Source organism: Methylobacterium sp. CM6257 (genome assembly GCF_054611515.1).
On record NZ_CM137735.1, the window covers coordinates 629427 to 645266 of the forward strand.

13 protein-coding genes and 1 pseudogene are annotated in these 15840 nt (G+C 66.4%); 4 read left to right on the forward strand and 10 right to left on the reverse strand.

Going from position 1 to position 15840, the window contains the following annotated elements; genetic code table 11:
* Nucleotides 1–127 precede the first annotated feature (127 nt).
* Nucleotides 128–313, forward strand: a pseudogene (locus ACYCO6_RS03045) (alpha/beta hydrolase); the annotation flags it as partial.
* Nucleotides 314–625: 312 nt separating this feature from the next.
* Here ACYCO6_RS03045 and garD read toward each other — a convergent pair.
* From garD to kdgD, 5 genes are all read right to left on the reverse strand, one after another.
* Nucleotides 626–2236, reverse strand: a complete 1611-nt coding sequence (gene garD / locus ACYCO6_RS03050; protein ID WP_459769163.1) for a galactarate dehydratase — start codon at nucleotides 2234–2236, stop codon at nucleotides 626–628.
* A 161-nt stretch (nucleotides 2237–2397) separates the two neighbouring features.
* Complete coding sequence (locus ACYCO6_RS03055) at nucleotides 2398–3975, reverse strand: aldehyde dehydrogenase (NADP(+)) (protein WP_459769165.1); 1578 nt, start codon at nucleotides 3973–3975, stop codon at nucleotides 2398–2400.
* A 40-nt stretch (nucleotides 3976–4015) separates the two neighbouring features.
* Nucleotides 4016–5377, reverse strand: a complete 1362-nt coding sequence (gene gudD / locus ACYCO6_RS03060) for a glucarate dehydratase (RefSeq protein ID WP_459769166.1) — start codon at nucleotides 5375–5377, stop codon at nucleotides 4016–4018.
* A 116-nt stretch (nucleotides 5378–5493) separates the two neighbouring features.
* Nucleotides 5494–6849: an MFS transporter gene (locus tag ACYCO6_RS03065; protein WP_459769168.1), complete on the reverse strand. Its 1356-nt coding sequence runs from the start codon at nucleotides 6847–6849 to the stop codon at nucleotides 5494–5496.
* A gap of 98 nt (nucleotides 6850–6947) precedes the next feature.
* Nucleotides 6948–7862, reverse strand: a complete 915-nt coding sequence (kdgD, locus tag ACYCO6_RS03070) for a 5-dehydro-4-deoxyglucarate dehydratase (protein ID WP_459769170.1) — start codon at nucleotides 7860–7862, stop codon at nucleotides 6948–6950.
* 108 nt (nucleotides 7863–7970) lie between these two features.
* Between kdgD and ACYCO6_RS03075 the strand changes: the two genes are divergently transcribed.
* A complete protein-coding gene (locus tag ACYCO6_RS03075; RefSeq protein ID WP_459769172.1) occupies nucleotides 7971–8867 on the forward strand; it encodes a LysR family transcriptional regulator in 897 nt (298 codons plus the stop codon).
* Here the strand turns inward: ACYCO6_RS03075 and ACYCO6_RS03080 are convergent.
* The gene (locus ACYCO6_RS03080) at nucleotides 8854–9444 is read right to left on the reverse strand and encodes a hypothetical protein (RefSeq protein WP_459769174.1); all 591 of its coding nucleotides are present in this window, start codon (nucleotides 9442–9444) and stop codon (nucleotides 8854–8856) included. The two genes, ACYCO6_RS03075 and ACYCO6_RS03080, sit on opposite strands and share 14 nt — an antisense overlap.
* 113 nt (nucleotides 9445–9557) lie before the next feature.
* On the reverse strand, nucleotides 9558–11801 hold the full coding sequence (locus ACYCO6_RS03085; RefSeq protein WP_459769176.1) for a cation:proton antiporter domain-containing protein: 2244 nt from the start codon (nucleotides 11799–11801) through the stop codon (nucleotides 9558–9560).
* A gap of 462 nt (nucleotides 11802–12263) precedes the next feature.
* On the opposite strand from ACYCO6_RS03085, the gene ACYCO6_RS03090 reads away from it, so the two are divergent.
* Both ACYCO6_RS03090 and ACYCO6_RS03095 read left to right on the forward strand, forming a co-directional pair.
* Entirely contained in the window at nucleotides 12264–12929 is a 666-nt protein-coding gene (locus tag ACYCO6_RS03090) for a DUF2270 domain-containing protein (protein WP_459769178.1), read from the forward strand.
* 316 nt (nucleotides 12930–13245) lie between these two features.
* On the forward strand, nucleotides 13246–13812 hold the full coding sequence (locus tag ACYCO6_RS03095) for an SDR family NAD(P)-dependent oxidoreductase (RefSeq protein WP_459769179.1): 567 nt from the start codon (nucleotides 13246–13248) through the stop codon (nucleotides 13810–13812).
* Between the two features lie 198 nt (nucleotides 13813–14010).
* Here ACYCO6_RS03095 and ACYCO6_RS03100 read toward each other — a convergent pair whose 3' ends face one another.
* The 3 genes from ACYCO6_RS03100 to ACYCO6_RS03110 all read right to left on the reverse strand — a co-directional run bounded on the left by ACYCO6_RS03100 (nucleotide 14011) and on the right by ACYCO6_RS03110 (nucleotide 15427).
* Nucleotides 14011–14277: a hypothetical protein gene (locus tag ACYCO6_RS03100; protein WP_459769181.1), complete on the reverse strand. Its 267-nt coding sequence runs from the start codon at nucleotides 14275–14277 to the stop codon at nucleotides 14011–14013.
* Between the two features lie 675 nt (nucleotides 14278–14952).
* Nucleotides 14953–15165: a hypothetical protein gene (locus tag ACYCO6_RS03105; RefSeq protein ID WP_459769183.1), complete on the reverse strand. Its 213-nt coding sequence runs from the start codon at nucleotides 15163–15165 to the stop codon at nucleotides 14953–14955.
* 103 nt (nucleotides 15166–15268) lie between these two features.
* Nucleotides 15269–15427, reverse strand: coding sequence for a hypothetical protein (locus ACYCO6_RS03110; protein WP_459769186.1), 159 nt, complete (start codon nucleotides 15425–15427; stop codon nucleotides 15269–15271).
* Nucleotides 15428–15840: the final 413 nt, after the last annotated feature.

The following is a 15840-nucleotide window of genomic DNA, read 5'->3' on the forward strand; positions in this document are numbered from 1 at the left end:
TTCCGAGTCCGCTCGAATCACTGGTTTGATGTGCGGCAAATGTCCGCCGTCGTTGTTCGGCGCGAGAGTAAAACCAGCGGCTCACAAAGCTGCCATTTCATCCAAAGCGCGAATTCGTTTCAGGGCGGCAATTCCGCCCATCACCCTGGAAAGGGACGCGAATGGCGCCCCGCATCCGAGGCCCGAGATCGACGCCAAGAAGTTTAGCGGCCGCTATGCGCTCCGCCTGATTACCGGCGGCAGCGGTCACAATCTCCCGCAGGAAGCGCCGCAGGCCTTCGCGCATGCGGTGATCGACGTCGATGGCCTCTGATCCCTGCATGCAGCGGCGACCGCTGGCGGCGGCAGCCTTCCTCACCGCCGGTCTCGCCCTTGGGGTAGCCGGTACCGCCCAGGACCTCGGAACGCCGACCGCACCGGTCTATGGTGTCACGGTTGCGGACGGCTATCGCACCTGGCCCCTCATCGCTCCGGCCTCGGAGGGCGAACCACGCAACGCACTGCGTGCCGTCCTGGGAAACGCGGTGTCGTGCATCGCGCTACCTTCGAGGCAGAGCACGTCGTTGCCGCGCGTGGTCTTCGGCGCGGGGTGAAATCCCGTGGATGACCGGGGAGTGTCCCCGCCTCAGGTGATCGGGGCGGGGTTGAAGAGGGTCAGGTCGTTGAACAGCCCCCACTGGTCGGACCAGGGGCGCTTGCGCCCGCTCGCCACGTCGAGGATCAGGTGGAACAGCTCCCAGCCCACGTCCTCGATCGTGGCCGCGCCGGTGGCGATGCGGCCGGCATCGAGGTCGATCAGGTCCGACCAGCGCTCGGCCAGCTCCGTGCGGGTGGCGACCTTGATCACCGGGGCCTGGGCAAGCCCGTAGGGCGTGCCGCGGCCGGTGGAGAACACCTGCAGGGTGATGCCGGAGGCGAGCTGCAGGGTGCCGCAGACGAAGTCGCTGGCCGGGGTCGCGGCGAAGATCAGCCCCGTCTCGCGCACGCGCTCGCCCGGGGCCAGAACCCCGGAGATCGCGCTCGTGCCGGACTTGGCCACCGAGCCCAGCGCCTTCTCGACGATGTTGTTGAGCCCGCCCTTCTTGTTGCCCGGCGAGGGGTTGGCGCGGCGGTCGGCCTCGCCCTTGGCGAGATAGGCGTCGTACCACGCCATCTCGCGGATCAGCGCCCGGGCGACCTCGGGGGTCTTCGCCCGCGGGGTCAGGAGGTGGATCGCGTCGCGCACCTCCGTCACCTCCGAGAACAGCACCGTGGCGCCGCAGCGCACGAGGAGATCGGCCGCGAAGCCGAGCGCCGGGTTGGCGGTCACCCCCGAGAAGGCGTCGCTGCCGCCGCATTGCAGGCCGACCACCAGCGCGGAGGCCGGGCAGGTCTCGCGGCGGCGGCGGTTCAGCACCGCCAGGCGCGCCTCCGCCATCGCCAGGATGCTGTCGATCATCGCCGAGAAACCGCGGTGGCGCTCGTCCTGCAGCCGCACCACGCCGTCGCCGGCCGCGCCGCTGTCGGGCAGGAGCCGCTCCGAGACGAGCTTCTCGCAGCCCAGCCCGACGACCATGACCGCGCCGCCGAAATTCGGGTTCTGCGCGAGGCTCTGGAGGGTGCGGATCGGCACCACCGCCTCGGGGGCGTTGATGGCGACGCCGCAGCCGTAGGCGTGGGTCAGGCCGACCACGTCGTCGACGTTGGGATAGCGCGGCAGCAGCTCCTGCTTGATCCGCCGGATCGCCACGTCGAGGGTGCCGGCGACGCATTGCACGCTGATCGAGATCGCCAGGATGTTCTTGGTGCCCACCGACCCGTCCGGGTTGCGGTAGCCCTCGAAGGTGTAGCCGTCCAGCGGGGGCAGGGGGGCCGGCACGCGGGTGGCGAGCTCCAGGGCGTCGAGGGCGGGGGCGAGCGGGGTCGCGACGCGGGATTCCTCCACCCAGGCGCCCCGCCGGATCGCCTGGGTGGCGATGCCCACCACCTCGCCGTAGCGGCGGACCTCGCCGCCCTCCGGGATGTCGGTGAGCGCGACCTTGTGGCCCTGCGGCACGAACTCGACGAGTTCCAGCCCGTCCGGGAAGACCGTGCCGGCCGGCAGCCCGAAGGCGTTGACCACGATCGCGACGTTGTCGCGCGCGCTCAGGCGGATCGTGCGCGGCTCGTCGCCTTGCGGCACCCGAACAGCATCGACATGGGCAGGAACGGGCGAAGCAGAGGAACTCGCCTGTGTGGGATATGGACCTGCGCTCATGAGCATTCTCGCGAATGGAAGCCGCTGGTTGCAGCGAAACCGGCTATCGTCTCGACGTTCTGATCGACCCTCGACGGGATAGCCTCCGTCCGGGCGGAGCGGAGGGGACGCGCCCCGACTCCGGAAGCAAGGCCACCTCGCGTCGGGCTCACGAGGTGCCCTCAGGCGCCGGCCTCGGCACCGTCGAGGCTTCTCGGCAGCTTCAGGGGGTTCGCGTCCGTCAGCGCCTCCGGCAGCAGCGCCTCCGGCACGTCCTGATAGCAGACCGGGCGCAGGAAGCGGTCGATGGCGAGGCTTCCGACCGAGGTTGTGCGCCCGTCCGAGGTCGCGGGGAAGGGGCCGCCGTGGACCATGGCGTGGCCGACTTCGACGCCGGTGCCGAAGCCGTTCACCAGGATGCGGCCGACCTTCCGCTCCAGGACAGGCATGATGCCGCGCGCTTCCGCGTGGTCGGCAGCGTCGATGTGCAGGGCGGCGGTGAGCTGGCCTTCGAGCGCGGTGATGACCGTGCGCAGCTCGGCTGTGTCCCGGCAGCGCACCACCAGGGAGGCCGCGCCGAAGACTTCCTCGGCGAGCCGATGATCGGCGCGGAAGGTGGCTCCGGTCGTAGCGAACAGGGCCGGCTGGCCCTGCTGCGCGGTGCCGGGCTTGCCCTGTGCCACCCGCACGACTCCGGGATTGCTCTCCAGGGCGGCAACGCTCTCGCAATAGGCCCTGTGGATACCGGGCGTCAGCATAGTCGCCGCGGCCACGCCTGTCAGGGCGTCGGTGGCCGCCGCCAGGAAGGTGTCGAGGCTGGGGCTCTCGACCGCGAGGACGAGGCCAGGATTCGTGCAGAACTGGCCCGAGCCGAGGGTGAGTGAGGCCACGAAGGCATGCCCGATCTCGGCTCCGCGCGCTTCGAGTGCCGCCGGCATCAGGATCACCGGATTGACGCTGCTCATCTCCGCATAGACCGGGATCGGCACCGAACGCGCGGCGGCGATCTGCATCAAGGCTGTGCCGCCGCGGCGCGAGCCGGTGAAGCCGATCGCGGCGACGCGGGGGTCAGAGGCGAGATGCTGGCCGATCGCGATGCCGCCTTCGAACAAGAGCGCGAACACACCGGCCGGCAGGGCGCATTCGGTCACCGCACGTCGGATCGCGTCGCCGACGAGCGCCGAGGTGCCGGGATGGGCCGGATGCGCCTTCACGATCACCGGGCAGCCGGCTGCCAGCGCCGAGGCGGTGTCCCCACCCGCTACCGAGAAGGCGAGCGGGAAGTTGCTGGCCCCGAACACCAGCACGGGGCCGACCGCGATCCGCCACAGGCGCAGGTCCGGCCGCGGCAGCGGCGTGCGCTCGGGTTGAGCTGTGTCGATGCGCGCACCGAGGAAGGCGCCGCGGCGGACGACCTCGGCGAACATCCGGAGCTGGCCGACCGTGCGGCCGCGCTCGCCCTCGATCCTCGGGCGCGGCAGGCCAGTCTCGGCCATGCAGCGGGTTACGAGGTTGTCCCCGAGATCGAGGATGTTGCGGGCGATCGCCTCCAGGAATTCGGCCCGGGCCTGGAGCGGCAACTCGCGGTAGGCGTCGAAGGCCTCCGCCGCGAGCGCGCAGGCGCACTCGGCCTGCCCGGCCGTCGCGCAGGCGAAGGCCGGCTCAAGGGCGGCGCCAGTGGCAGCCTCGACCGCGCGCCACGGCGTGCCGGTACCCGGCACGCGCTCGCCACCGATCAGGTTGTCGCTGCTGAAGGTCATGCTGTCGCTCCTGATCGAACGGCCGGCAGGGGCTCGCGCTTCAACGGACCAGGCAGGGCCTCTTGGTATCGAAGGTCCAGTTCGGGATCAGGAACTGCATCGCCGCGGCATCATCGCGGGCACCGAGGCCGTGGTCGCGGTAGAGCGCGTGCGCCTCCTCGACCGCCGACCAGTCGAGTTCGATCCCGAGGCCCGGCCGCTCCGGCACCCGCACGAGGCCGCCGCGGATCGCGAGGGGCTCTTTGGTCAGGCGCTCGCCGTCCTGCCAGATCCAGTGGGTGTCGATGGCCGTGACGCTGCCCGGCGCGGCCGCGGCCACGTGGGTGAACATGGCGAGCGACACGTCGAAGTGGTTGTTCGAATGCGAGCCCCAGGTGAGCCCATGATCGCGGCAGAGCTGGGCCACGCGCACTGAGCCGGCCAGCGTCCAGAAGTGCGGATCGGCGAGCGGGATGTCGACGGCGCCGAGCTGGATCGCGTGGTTCATCTGCCGCCAGTCGGTGGCGATCATGTTGGTGGCGGTGGGCAGGCCGGTGGCGCGGCGGAACTCGGCCATGATCTCGCGACCGGAGAAGCCGCCTTCCGCCCCGCACGGATCCTCGGCATAGGCGAGCACGTGGCCCTGTCCCTTGCACAGGCGGATCGCCTCGGCGAGCGACCAAGCGCCGTTCGGGTCTAGGGTGACGCGCGCCTTGGGGAAGCGATCGTGGATCGCAGTGACAGCGGCGATCTCCTCCTCGCCGCGGAGGACGCCACCCTTCAGCTTGAAGTCGTTGAAGCCGTACTGCTCGTAGGCCGCCTCCGCGAGCCGCACCACGGTCTCGGGGGTCAGGGCTTCCTCGTCGCGCAGACGAAACCAGCCGTCGCGGGCCGTCGGCTCACGGTAGCCGAGATCGGTCCTGCGACGGTCGCCGACGTAGAACAGATAGCCCAGCATCTCGACCGCGTCGCGCTGCTGGCCTTCGCCGAGGAGGGCGGCCACCGGCACGGCGAGGAACTGGCCGAGCAGATCGAGGAAGGCCGATTCGACCGCCGTCACCGCGTGGATGGTGATGCGCAGGTCGAAGGTCTGCAGGCCGCGCCCGCCGGCATCGCGGTCGGCGAAGCGGATGCGCATGGCGTTGAGCACCGCGTTCCAAGCGCCGAGTGGCCGGCCGACAACGAGGTCGCGAGCATCTTCCAGCGTCTTGCGGATGCCCTCGCCGCCGGGGACCTCGCCGAGACCGGTCGCGCCGGTCGAGTCGGTGAGGATCACGAGGTTGCGGGTGAAGAAGGGACCGTGCGCCCCCGAGAGATTGAGGAGCATGCTGTCGTGGCCGGCAACTGGCACGACCTTCATCTCGGTGACGATCGGCGTGTTGCGGGCGGCGTGACGGGACTCGGTCGGCGTGATCGGCGGCATGGCGTCCTCCTGCGAATGTTCGATGGCGGGCCGCGCGGCCGGGCTTGGCCGGATTCGCTGGGCAGGGTCATCGGAAAGGGAGGGCCAGCCCCTGAGAGCTGGCCCGGGCCGGGGCATCAGACGCCTTTCAGCTCGACGCGTCGGATCTCGCCGACCACCACAAGGTAGCAGAAGCAGGCCAACAGGGCGTTCAGGCCCACGAAGACCAAGGCGCCGTTGAACGAGCCGGTCGTCTGCACGATGTAGCCGATGGCGATCGGCGTGGTAATGCCGGCGGTGTTGCCGAAGGTGTTGAACAGGCCGCCCGAGAGGCCGCCGCTCTCCCGCGGCGAGGTGTCGGAGACGACGGCCCAGCCGAGCGCACCGATGCCCTTGCCGAAGAAGGCGAGTGCCATCAGGCCGACAACCAGGGCATCCGCCTGGACGTAGTTGCAGCCGATGATGCTCATCGAGAGCAGCATGCCGCCCACGATCGGGATCTTGCGGGCTGCGGTCAGCGAGTAGCCGCGGCGCAGGAGCATGTCGGAGATAACGCCGCCGAGGATGCCGCCGACGAAACCGCAGAGCGCCGGCAGGACCGCCGCGAAGCCCGCCTGCAGGATCGACAGGCCGCGCTCCTTGACGAGGTAGACCGGGAACCAAGTCAGGAAGAAGTACGTCAGCACCGTGATGCAGTACTGGCCGATATAGATGCCGAGCAGCATCCGGTTCGCGAGTAGCTCGCGCAAGGTCTTGCCGGCATTAGCCTGTTTCCTGGTTCCTTGCCCGTCCATGTCGAGCAGTGCGCCGCCGGCCTCGATGTAGTCGCGCTCGGCTTTGTTCATCAGCACGTGCTGCCGCGGACTGTCGATCACCTGGAGCCAGAGCACGGCGAAGGCGATGCCGAGCACGCCCATGCTGGTGAAGACGTGGTGCCAGCCGAAACTGTGGACGATCCAGGCCATCAGCGGCGTGAACAGCACGGTGGCGAAGTACTGCGCCGAGTTGAAGAAGGCTGAGGCCATGCCCCGCTCGCGGGTGGGGAACCACGCGGCGACGATGCGGGCATTGGCCGGAAAGACCGGCGCCTCGGTGAGGCCGACCGCGAGGCGTAGGGCGAACAGCATCACCACGGCGGTGAGGCCGGTGAAGAAGCCGACGCCTCCCTGCACGAGCGTGAAGGCCGACCACAGCGCGACGGCCGCCGCGTAGACCCACTTCACGCCGAAACGGTCGAGGAGCCAGCCGCCGGGGATCTGGGCCAGGACGTAGGACCACGCGAAGGCCGAGAAGACGTACCCCATCTGGACTGGCGTGAGGCCGAGTTCCTTGGCCATGTCCGGCCCGGCGATCGAGATCGTGGCGCGGTCGGCGTAGTTGATCGTGGTGGCGGCGAACAGCATCAGCACGATCAGAAAGCGGACGCGGGTGCGGCGCGCCGCGTCGGCACCGGCGAGCGTCGCGCTCGTCGTGCCGCTCGAAATGGCACTCATGGACGTTCTCCCTGGATGAGCGCCGCCCGTTTGGGTCCGGGCGGTCGATCGTGCCGCCGTTGGCTCGGCGGTCTGTCGTTCGCGGGATGGACGAGGCGTCAGCGGCGGTTGCCGATCAGCGCCTTCAGCTCGGCGAGCTCGGCGGCATCGAAGTCGGTGAGCGGCGGGCGGACGGGCCCGGCATGGCGGCCGACGGCGGTCATACCCGCCTTGACGATCGAGACCGCATAGCCGCGCTTGCGGTTGCGGATCGCGATGTAGGGCAGAACGAAGTCGCGCAGTTCCCTGTAGACTGCGTCGCGGTCGCGGCGGCGGACCGAGTCGTAGAAGGAGAGTGCCCATTCGGGCAGGAAGTTGAAGATTGCCGAGGAGTAGGTGGTGACGCCCATCTCGAGGTACGGCAGGGCGAAGGTCTCGGCGGTCGGCAGGCCGCCGACATAGGTCAGGCGATCGCCGAGGCCGGCATAGATCCGCGTCATCAGCTCCACGTCGCCGACGCCGTCCTTGAAGCCGACGAGGTTCGGGTTGCGCTCGCAGAGATCCGCGAGCGTCTGCTCGTTGAGCTGCGCGTTGGCGCGGTTGTAGACGATGACGCCGAGCGAGGTCGCCTTGCACACCGCCTCGACATGGGCTGCCAGACCCGCCTGCTCGGAGCCGACGAGGTAGGGCGGCAGCAGAAGAATGCCGTCTGCGCCCGCTGCCTCGGCCGACCTTGCGAGCTCGATGGCGAGCGCCGTGCCCTGGCCGGCCGGAGCGATCACCGGCGCGCGGCCGCGGGTCTCCTCGACGCATGCGCGCACGACACGGTCGATCTCGGCCGGAGTGAGCGAGAAGAACTCGCCGGTGCCGCCGGCGGCGAACAAGCCGGAGACCTTGTAGTCCGCGAGGCGTCCGAGGTTGTCGCGGTAGGCGGCTTCGTTGACGCTGTAATCTGCGTTGAAATGCGTGACGGGGAAGGAGAGCAGGCCAGAGCCCAGGGACCGCGCCACCTCCCGAGGAGTCATCCGCGACATCTGTTTCACTCCCTGATCCGCGCCGTTTCGGCGTCGGGTCTGGGATAGGCGCGCCCCTTCGATGCGTCCAACGTTGATTTTGGCTCGATTATCCCCGATCCTGCATTAATGTTCGATCTGGGACATGCCCGCAGCTTCGTCGCCGTTGCCGAGGAGATGCATTTCGGCCGGGCGGCCGCGCGGCTGAACCTCACGCAGTCGCCACTCTCCCGGCAGATCCAGATGCTGGAGCAGACACTCGGCGTAACGCTCTTGGAGCGCACCACACGGGCCGTGCGCCTGACACCGGCGGGCCGGACTTTCCTGGCTGAGGCCTACCGGGTGATCGCTGCAGCCGAAAGCGCCGCCCGCCTCACGCAACGCGCCGCCCGTGGGGAGAGCGGCACGATCCGGCTGAGCTTCACCGCAGCATCCGCCTACAGAACGCTTCCTCGCATTGTATCCCATATCCGCACGGCACTGCCGGAGATCGACCTTGTTCTCGAAGAGATGGTCTCCGACGAGCAGATCCAGGCTCTTGAAGAAAATCGTGTCGATATCGGGATCCTGAGGCCGGCCCCGGCACTTCTGGATCCGAGAACGCCGATCGTGACCGCGACCATCGCGCACGAACGGTTATTACTCGCCTTGCCGCGCAACCATCGCTTGGCAGGCAACCGCACGCCGACGCTCAAGGATCTCGACGGCGAGGCTTTGGTAACCTGGTCGCCCCGCGGCGGACGCTACTTTATCGATCTGTTGGATAACTTGTTCAACACAGCCGGAGTGAGGCTGCAGGTCGTGCAGCGCGTGAACCAGCTCCACGCGATGCTGGCACTTGTCGGAGCCGGTATCGGTATTGCGGTCGTGCCTGACAGCGCCCTCGGTATCGGCATGAAAGACGTGATCCTACGCCCCATCACGATATCGGAAGCAGCTCGGCCAAGCCTTTTACTGGCATGGCGCCAAGATAACTCCAATCCTTGTTTGTCATCGTTCAGGGCGGCGATCATCAATCTGGGCTGATGCACAAAAGTAAATATTTATCGCGCGACAGATGCATATTCGATAGAAGAATAATTGTCCTTATAAGCAGCAAATCTTGCGCGGAAATCGTCAATTTTTCGTATTTGAAACGATCGACAAGATTTAACAAAGTCAATTTGTCGACCAGAAAATTAATCCGCAGGCGGGGCAAGACGCTGCGCGGACACACGAGGGCGGTGCTCGGCGTTCGTTGGATTGCCGTGAGTCTACGCAATCCGGGCATTCGAGGCTGCGTTCCTCCGGTTCCTGAATTGTTACGACCCGAACCTCCGCCGCGAACACTGCAAGGTCCGGTCCGGGAAGGCGCCAGAGCCGCCCGACCGGCCGCAACGGATTGATAGGAACCTGTCCGCTTTCTCAGCGGAATTCCTCCGCAGCAGCCGGCCTGCTTTTGCGCCAGCATTGCTCGCCCAGGCCTACCTGGCCGGACGTTGCGGGCTCGGTCGGCAGCCAACTCGGTGCGCCGGTCAGCGCCGTCCCTTGTGACCTGAGCCACGGCTGCGACGTGTTGCGCCACCTGCTTTGTCTGTTCGGTAGCACTCTTCGTGGCCGCCATGGCTCTATGTCCCGCCCGTCTGGCCGATCCACTCTCACCTCATCGACACAGTCGCTTCGTTGGCGGGTTGTCCTAGCCCAAACCGCGAGAGGATAGCGGAGTCTCCTTCTCGATCAGGTGACCACGAGCAGAACCGAGCGGTCCGACGCTTCCAGCACCGCGTCGGCGATGTTGCCGAAGGCGAGATCTTCGCCGGGGCGCCGGGACGCGCCCATCACGATGAGGGTGTGATCCTTCCGTCGCGCTTGCCGCAGGATGGCGTCTTCGGCAGCGAGGTTCGCCCGCTCCACGAGATGAAGCCTGACGCCGTGCTGATCAGCTAATCCTGCCACCTCCTTCAGGACGGCCTCGTCAGTGCGCCCTGACCGGCGGATACGGCGTTTCCGGGTTGTGCTCGCGTTCGCGTTGGCCACGAACAGAGCGGTCACCGACGCGTCCGCAGCACGCGCAAGGGTCAGGGCCACCTCGGCTCCGCGACGGGATACGTCCGTTCCATTGACGGGAACCAGGATGTCCAGCCGCGCGCTCTCCGGCTCAGCCAAGTGGCCCCCGCGAGCGGCAACGATGGCCAGCGGGCCGTCGAAGCTGTTTGCCGCCTGCGTCACATCTGCGTTGAGGCCGCCTTCTGGACCAACCGTTGGCTCGATGCCGATGACGAGGAGATCGAACCCCTTCTCCGCCTCTGCCGCAACGGCCTGATCGAGCGGGACATCTGCTTCTCGTTCCGTCACATCCGACGTCGGGACGTCGGTGCGCTCGCCCGCAGCCCGCGTTCTGGCTAAATCGGCGGCACCCTGAACCGATGCGGAAAGCTTGGCGGAGGGTGGCTTCCGCGGAAAACGGCCCGCTTCTTCATTGCAGGCAGGTTGAAGCAGCGTCACCGGCATCCCGTAGCGGCCTGCGAGTAGACCAGCGACCCGGGCCGCAAACCGGCCTTTTGGGCTTTCGTCAGCCGCAACGAGCAGTCGCTCCAGGTTCGGAACGAAGCCGCGCTCCTCAAGCTCCTCACGCTCCAGTCGAGCCCGTTCGGCTTCGTCAAACGGCAGGCGGGCGAGGGCCCAGCGCAACATCGGCGGCATGGCGAGCGTGGTCAGGACAGCCATCGCCACGATCATGGTGAACAGGTTCTGACTCAGCGCGCCGATGGAAAGGCCGATGGAGGCGACGATGACTTCCGTCGAACCTCGGGCGTTCATGCCGCAGGCGAGTGCCAAGGACTCGGGCGGCCGCAAACCCCCAAGGCTGCCTCCGAGAAAGGCACCGGCGAATTTGCCGAGGCTCGCAATGGCGATCAGCCCGAGGGTCAACATCAGGAGTGTCGGATCCTTCAGGATCGTCAGGTCGGCGCTCAGGCCAGCCAGGCCGAAGAACACGGGCGCGAACAGGGCGGTGATGAGGCCGCGCAGCTGTTCGTCGATCTGGCGGGTGAGGATCGGCGATTGGCCAACGAGAATGCCTGCCACGAAGGCGCCCAGCACGGTGTGGACGCCTATGGCCTGGGTCGCCAGAGCCATCAGGCCCATCACCACCAATATGGCGGTGATGACCGCTGCCTCGCTCTCCAGTTCGTCGTTCGCCCAGCGGATGAGCAGGAACACGACCCGACGACCCAGTGTAAAGCTCAGCCCGAGGAACAGCGCTGTGCCGATGAGGCTCTGGCCGACCGCCCAGGGGTCGATGGTCCCGTGAAGTGCGAGGCTGAAGGTGATGGCGATGATCACCCAGCCGATGGTGTCGTCAATGATGGCCGAAGCGACGATGACTTGGCCGACATTGCGGCGGAGAAAGCCCATCTCCCGTACGACCATGGCGACGATCTTGACCGACGAGATCGAGAGGGCGGTGCCGAGGAAGAGCGAGGTGATCAGGCGTAGCTCAGGCTTTGGCAGCATCGTCTCGGGCAGGAACTCACCGAGGGCAAAGCCGCAGGCAAACGGCACGGCAACACCCGCCACCGAGACGCTGAGTGCCGCCCGCCGCACCTTCTTGACCAAGCCGAGATCGGTTTCCATGCCGGTCATCAGCAGCAGGAGCAGGATACCGAGCTGCGAAACGGCATCGAGCATCGCCTTCTGCTCGTGGGCGGCCGGGAAGACGAGGCGCTGACCTTCAGGCCAGATTGCCCCGAAGACAGAGGGCCCGAGCATCAGGCCGGCTATGAGTTGGCCCATCACGCCGGGCTGGCCCAGGCGCTGCATCAATTCGCCGAGCAGGCGCCCTACGGTGAGCAGGAGGACGATCTGCACGAGAAAGGTGACCTCGGACGGGCTCTTCGAGCCCGGCCCGGCCGCAAGAGCAGCAGCAGGTCCCAGTGTCAGGATGAGGACGGCAGGCGCGAGCGGGATAGACCACCTCAAGCTGGTGTGCCCTTCCCGGCATGGCCCTCGGATCGCGCAAGCAGATGGCTCGAAGCGCGACACTGCTGAGGGCGTCCGCCGACGCTGGCCGCCAGACCCGCCCTTGGGCCAACCTGGTGTGGACCAACGAGGGGACGGCGCTCCTCAGCGGCAGAGTCATATGATCCGACCTCGCGGGTCGACTGTAGGACGCCTGCCATCCGTTTCACCCATACCTCCCGACCAGGGCCGCTGAAGTTGCAACCGGCGCCGGCCCCGCTGGTTCGGGGATGGGGACTCGGGCTGCCTTACGCACGCGCGTCGGGAAGCGGCTTTCCGAGATGTGCGATCTGTCTGCACATTCCTCTATGCGGCCCTTCGTATCGATGGGCGGCTGCCGCTACACAGCCCTCAACGTCCAGTTCTGCGAAGCAGGTTTGTCTTACGGCGCGTTCACAAGGACAAAGTAGGAGGGATTTTCCTGTGTCGGTTCCCCTTCCAAGGACGCCTTCTGAGACGCTCACCGTCCTGGCTCACTTCCATCGCGCTGAGATCAGTCGCATGGCAGGCTGGCGCGATCGGATCGACCGGACCACGAACTGGGCGATTACGGTGATTGCGGCCATGCTGTCCGTCTCACTGTCGACACCGACCGCGCACCACGGCGTACTACTCTTCGCCATGCTGCTGGTGCTACTCTTGCTCGGCATCGAGGCGCGGCGATACCGATTCTTCGATGTGTTCCGGCGGCGGGTGCGGCAGCTCGAGCGTCACTACTATGCTGATGTCTTTGACGCACGACCTGATCCGGTTGAGGCCTGGGCTGAGCTGCTCGCAGCGGATCTGCGCCATCCAGTCTTTCACATCACGCTGGCCACAGCCTTCGCGCGCCGCCTACGACGCAACTATAGCTGGATGTTCCTCATATTGCTGCTTGCCTGGCTGCTGAAGATCTCGTCAGCACGCCTCCAAGAGGCCGGACGCGGCGAGTTTATCCACACGGCTGGCGAGATCGTCGGCAATGCCAGCCTTGGCCCACTTCCCGGCTGGCTGATCCTATGCGGTGTAGGACTTTTCTACGGATGGTTGCTGGTCGTTGTTCTGCGCTCAGGTGAGCGGGATGCGGATGACGGATCTGTTCATGTTTGATAGATTTCGGTGTCCCGGGTCTGTCGTGGGGCAAATTATGTATCTAACATGGCGAAGATTTCTGCAATATGGCAGTTGTTTATATTTCCAAAAGCTTGACTATGTCTTCGTTTCCTGAGGATGCGCCCATGCGGCAATTGTCCATGCAGCATGTCGGTTGGACAGTTTCAGCGCTGCTTCGGCAACGATGCCAAGCCCGTGTGGTTTAATAAACCTTGAGTACCTGGAAGCGAATGTCCGCTTCTCGCGCTCTGGAAAGCGACTTTATCGTCCCGGTTGGTCCAAGTTAGTTCGCTCGCTCCATCGGACCGGATCTATGTACGCGCCGCCCGTCGGCCGCCTGAACCAACCTGTGGACCAGATCAAACATCCAGCTCGGCCGAATCCCATCGAGAAGCGGTCGAGGACCGGCAGGTTAGCACCGCCGTACTCGCCAGCCGCGTGCGGGCCCGTCCCTTGGCCGGAGCGAGAGCCGGGTCAGATCGCTTCAGATACCATCCGCGCACGGGATCGCTCGGTGGGATCTTGTTCCGCGGGCTGTTGGCTGGAGCGGCCGAGGTCGCGGGGCGGTGACCCTGGCGTAATCGGCGCAGCCACGGCGAAGCGGTTCGCGAGCCCGGGCGCGCGCATCGTTCGGAACGACCGCACGTGCGAGCCGCGCAGAGCTGTCGCGGCCTCCCGTGAGGGCCGCCGCTCCGCAATTCAGACTGGCGACGTGTCGGACCGAGCGGCTGCCGAGGCGCTGATCGCCGTAGCTGTGGATCAGTTCGGCCGACCACGCCGGCCCGCGAGCGGTACGGAAGTTCGTGCCATCGAGCCAGGCGAACAAGCTGTACGAGTCACCGGCCCGGCTCGCGCGCTCATACCGGGACGGTCATCGTGACGGCGATGGGATGACCGTCTCATATGCTCGCCTGCGGGCGTGCGTGGGCGACCCCGATCGACGTCCGAATGCCGTTGGGGTGCGCCCAGACTGCCTGGCGAATTACGACGGCATCGAGCGGCCGGAGCGCTGCCGGCCCCGGCGCGCAGGCGGTTCCGGTGCGAGGCGGTGAGCCGCCCGCGCGCCGTGGCACCAGCTTCAGTTCTCTCGGGCTTCGCGGAGCACCGCGCGGACACGTCCGGCAGCGAGGCTGAGTGCAGTCTGGCGCGGGGCGCGGTCCGAGTTGTCCTCTCCCGAGCTGCCAAGCCGATAGTTGGTTCGATACTCTACGGCTTCCAGCACCTCAAGTGCCGCACCCTCTTCGATACTGCGCAGCATGTGCGCCAGGTCGATATAGGCACTCCGCATGAGGCTGAAGGCCAAGCGTGTCGCGGCTCCATCCGCGATCGGTGTCATATCAGTCATAGCGTGTTCCTGGTCAAACACGCTCCCCAGACGGCGAAGTCTATATACTGCGCTGATAGGATTGTAAATACAGGTGGCGATAAGACTCCGCCTGCCGATGTTTAGTCGCTTGAGGCTGAAGATTCCCGCATAGGACGATCGTCAGGAGGGCCTGCTGCCAAGCCTACTGCCGGGATCGGCCACGACACAGAGCGAACCTTCCCGACGAGTGGCGCGGAAGCGGCACTATGAATCCGCCACTTCACGCCCTCGTGCTCCAGCGTTGCGCCAAAATCGCGCCGGAATCTATGCGTGCGGACATTTATTGTGTCCAGATTTCTATGCGCAATGATGTGATCGATTGTCCTCCACGCGAGGGCGATTACGATGAGAATGGCGGCGATACGAAGCAGAACATTGAGCAGATCCCAGTTCGCCCCGGTGCGTCCGTACTCAGTGCGCACGATGAGGGAGCACACGAGAGCGAATGTGGCCGCAGCGACACTCAGAGTAACGGGGGCCGCCGTCGTAAAACGCCACCCGACTGAACGGCCGGACCGATCCGCTTTCGAGCCGAGGCGTCTTCGATCGCCGTCGCAGCGTTGATCGGCCGCGCGACAATGGACCAGCTCAATCCGAGGCGGCGGCATGAATGCGCCATCAAAGCCGCGGAGTCGCGGCATGACCGCATCCGCCTCAGACGCTGATGTCGACCACGCGCTTCTGGGGAGCAGGGAGGATACGACCGTCCCCCGTTGCTTGAAGGTGTGCATCCTCAAGCCCGGGCACCTCCATCGTAACGGTATGGAGGCCCTTTTTATGCTCGATTGCGGCCTTGGTGCGTGCCGACTGGATCATCTCGGTCGCCTTCAACGATCCAATGCGGTCGATCGAGGTGGTGATGGTCATGGCTCGGACCTCCTCGGAGGATCAGAGCACGGGCGCGATGATCGATTACTTTCGCCGGTAGGATCAACTTGACGCTTCGGCCACCATCCGACTCGCAAGGCTTTCAACCCTCCGCCTTGTCGCCCTGGCCCTGCTTGGCCCCGCCATTCGGGTCCGTGCTGTCCTCGCCCGTCACGGAACCGCTGCCGTGCCCCTGCGGCGTGAGGCGAGGGCGATCGGGAGTGAGGTCTTCGGGTTTCGTCCCCTTCGTGACTTCCGTCATGCTCGCTCCTCCTGAGGGGCGAACCGTGTTGGAAGGCGAACGGTTCGGACAATTCCGGTCGTGATCGTCGCGCAGGCCATGGGAGCTACGCCACGCCGCCTCCCGGCCCTTTGCCGGTCAGGCGAAATGTGCGGGCAGGCTCAGCGCCTGCGCGTGAGTCATCAGCGCGATCGCGCCGCCGATCAGCGTGGCGGCTATGGTGATGCGGCTCGTCCAGGCCAGCGTCGCCTCCATCGGACGCGCAACTGTGTTCGCGGCTTGCCCCGATGTAAGCCCAAGCTTTCAGGCTCGGCGTGTTCTGGAGCACCGTCAGCAGAGCCAGCAGCCCGGGGCACAGGTATGAGCGCGGCTGTCCGCTATTGCAGATGGATGCGGGCAAGCGCAGCTTGATGCACCTGGCAGGCCAGTCTCGA

Coding starts and splice junctions, on each gene's coding strand:
- garD (WP_459769163.1), bottom strand. CDS start 2,236: ATGAGCGCAGGTCCATATCCCACACAGGCGAGTTCCTCTGCTTCGCCC.
- ACYCO6_RS03055 (WP_459769165.1), bottom strand. CDS start 3,975: ATGACCTTCAGCAGCGACAACCTGATCGGTGGCGAGCGCGTGCCGGGT.
- gudD (WP_459769166.1), bottom strand. CDS start 5,377: ATGCCGCCGATCACGCCGACCGAGTCCCGTCACGCCGCCCGCAACACG.
- ACYCO6_RS03065 (WP_459769168.1), bottom strand. CDS start 6,849: ATGAGTGCCATTTCGAGCGGCACGACGAGCGCGACGCTCGCCGGTGCC.
- kdgD (WP_459769170.1), bottom strand. CDS start 7,862: ATGTCGCGGATGACTCCTCGGGAGGTGGCGCGGTCCCTGGGCTCTGGC.
- ACYCO6_RS03075 (WP_459769172.1), top strand. CDS start 7,971: ATGTTCGATCTGGGACATGCCCGCAGCTTCGTCGCCGTTGCCGAGGAG.
- ACYCO6_RS03080 (WP_459769174.1), bottom strand. CDS start 9,444: ATGGCGGCCACGAAGAGTGCTACCGAACAGACAAAGCAGGTGGCGCAA.
- ACYCO6_RS03095 (WP_459769179.1), top strand. CDS start 13,246: ATGTACGCGCCGCCCGTCGGCCGCCTGAACCAACCTGTGGACCAGATC.
- ACYCO6_RS03100 (WP_459769181.1), bottom strand. CDS start 14,277: ATGACTGATATGACACCGATCGCGGATGGAGCCGCGACACGCTTGGCC.
- ACYCO6_RS03105 (WP_459769183.1), bottom strand. CDS start 15,165: ATGACCATCACCACCTCGATCGACCGCATTGGATCGTTGAAGGCGACC.
- ACYCO6_RS03110 (WP_459769186.1), bottom strand. CDS start 15,427: ATGACGGAAGTCACGAAGGGGACGAAACCCGAAGACCTCACTCCCGAT.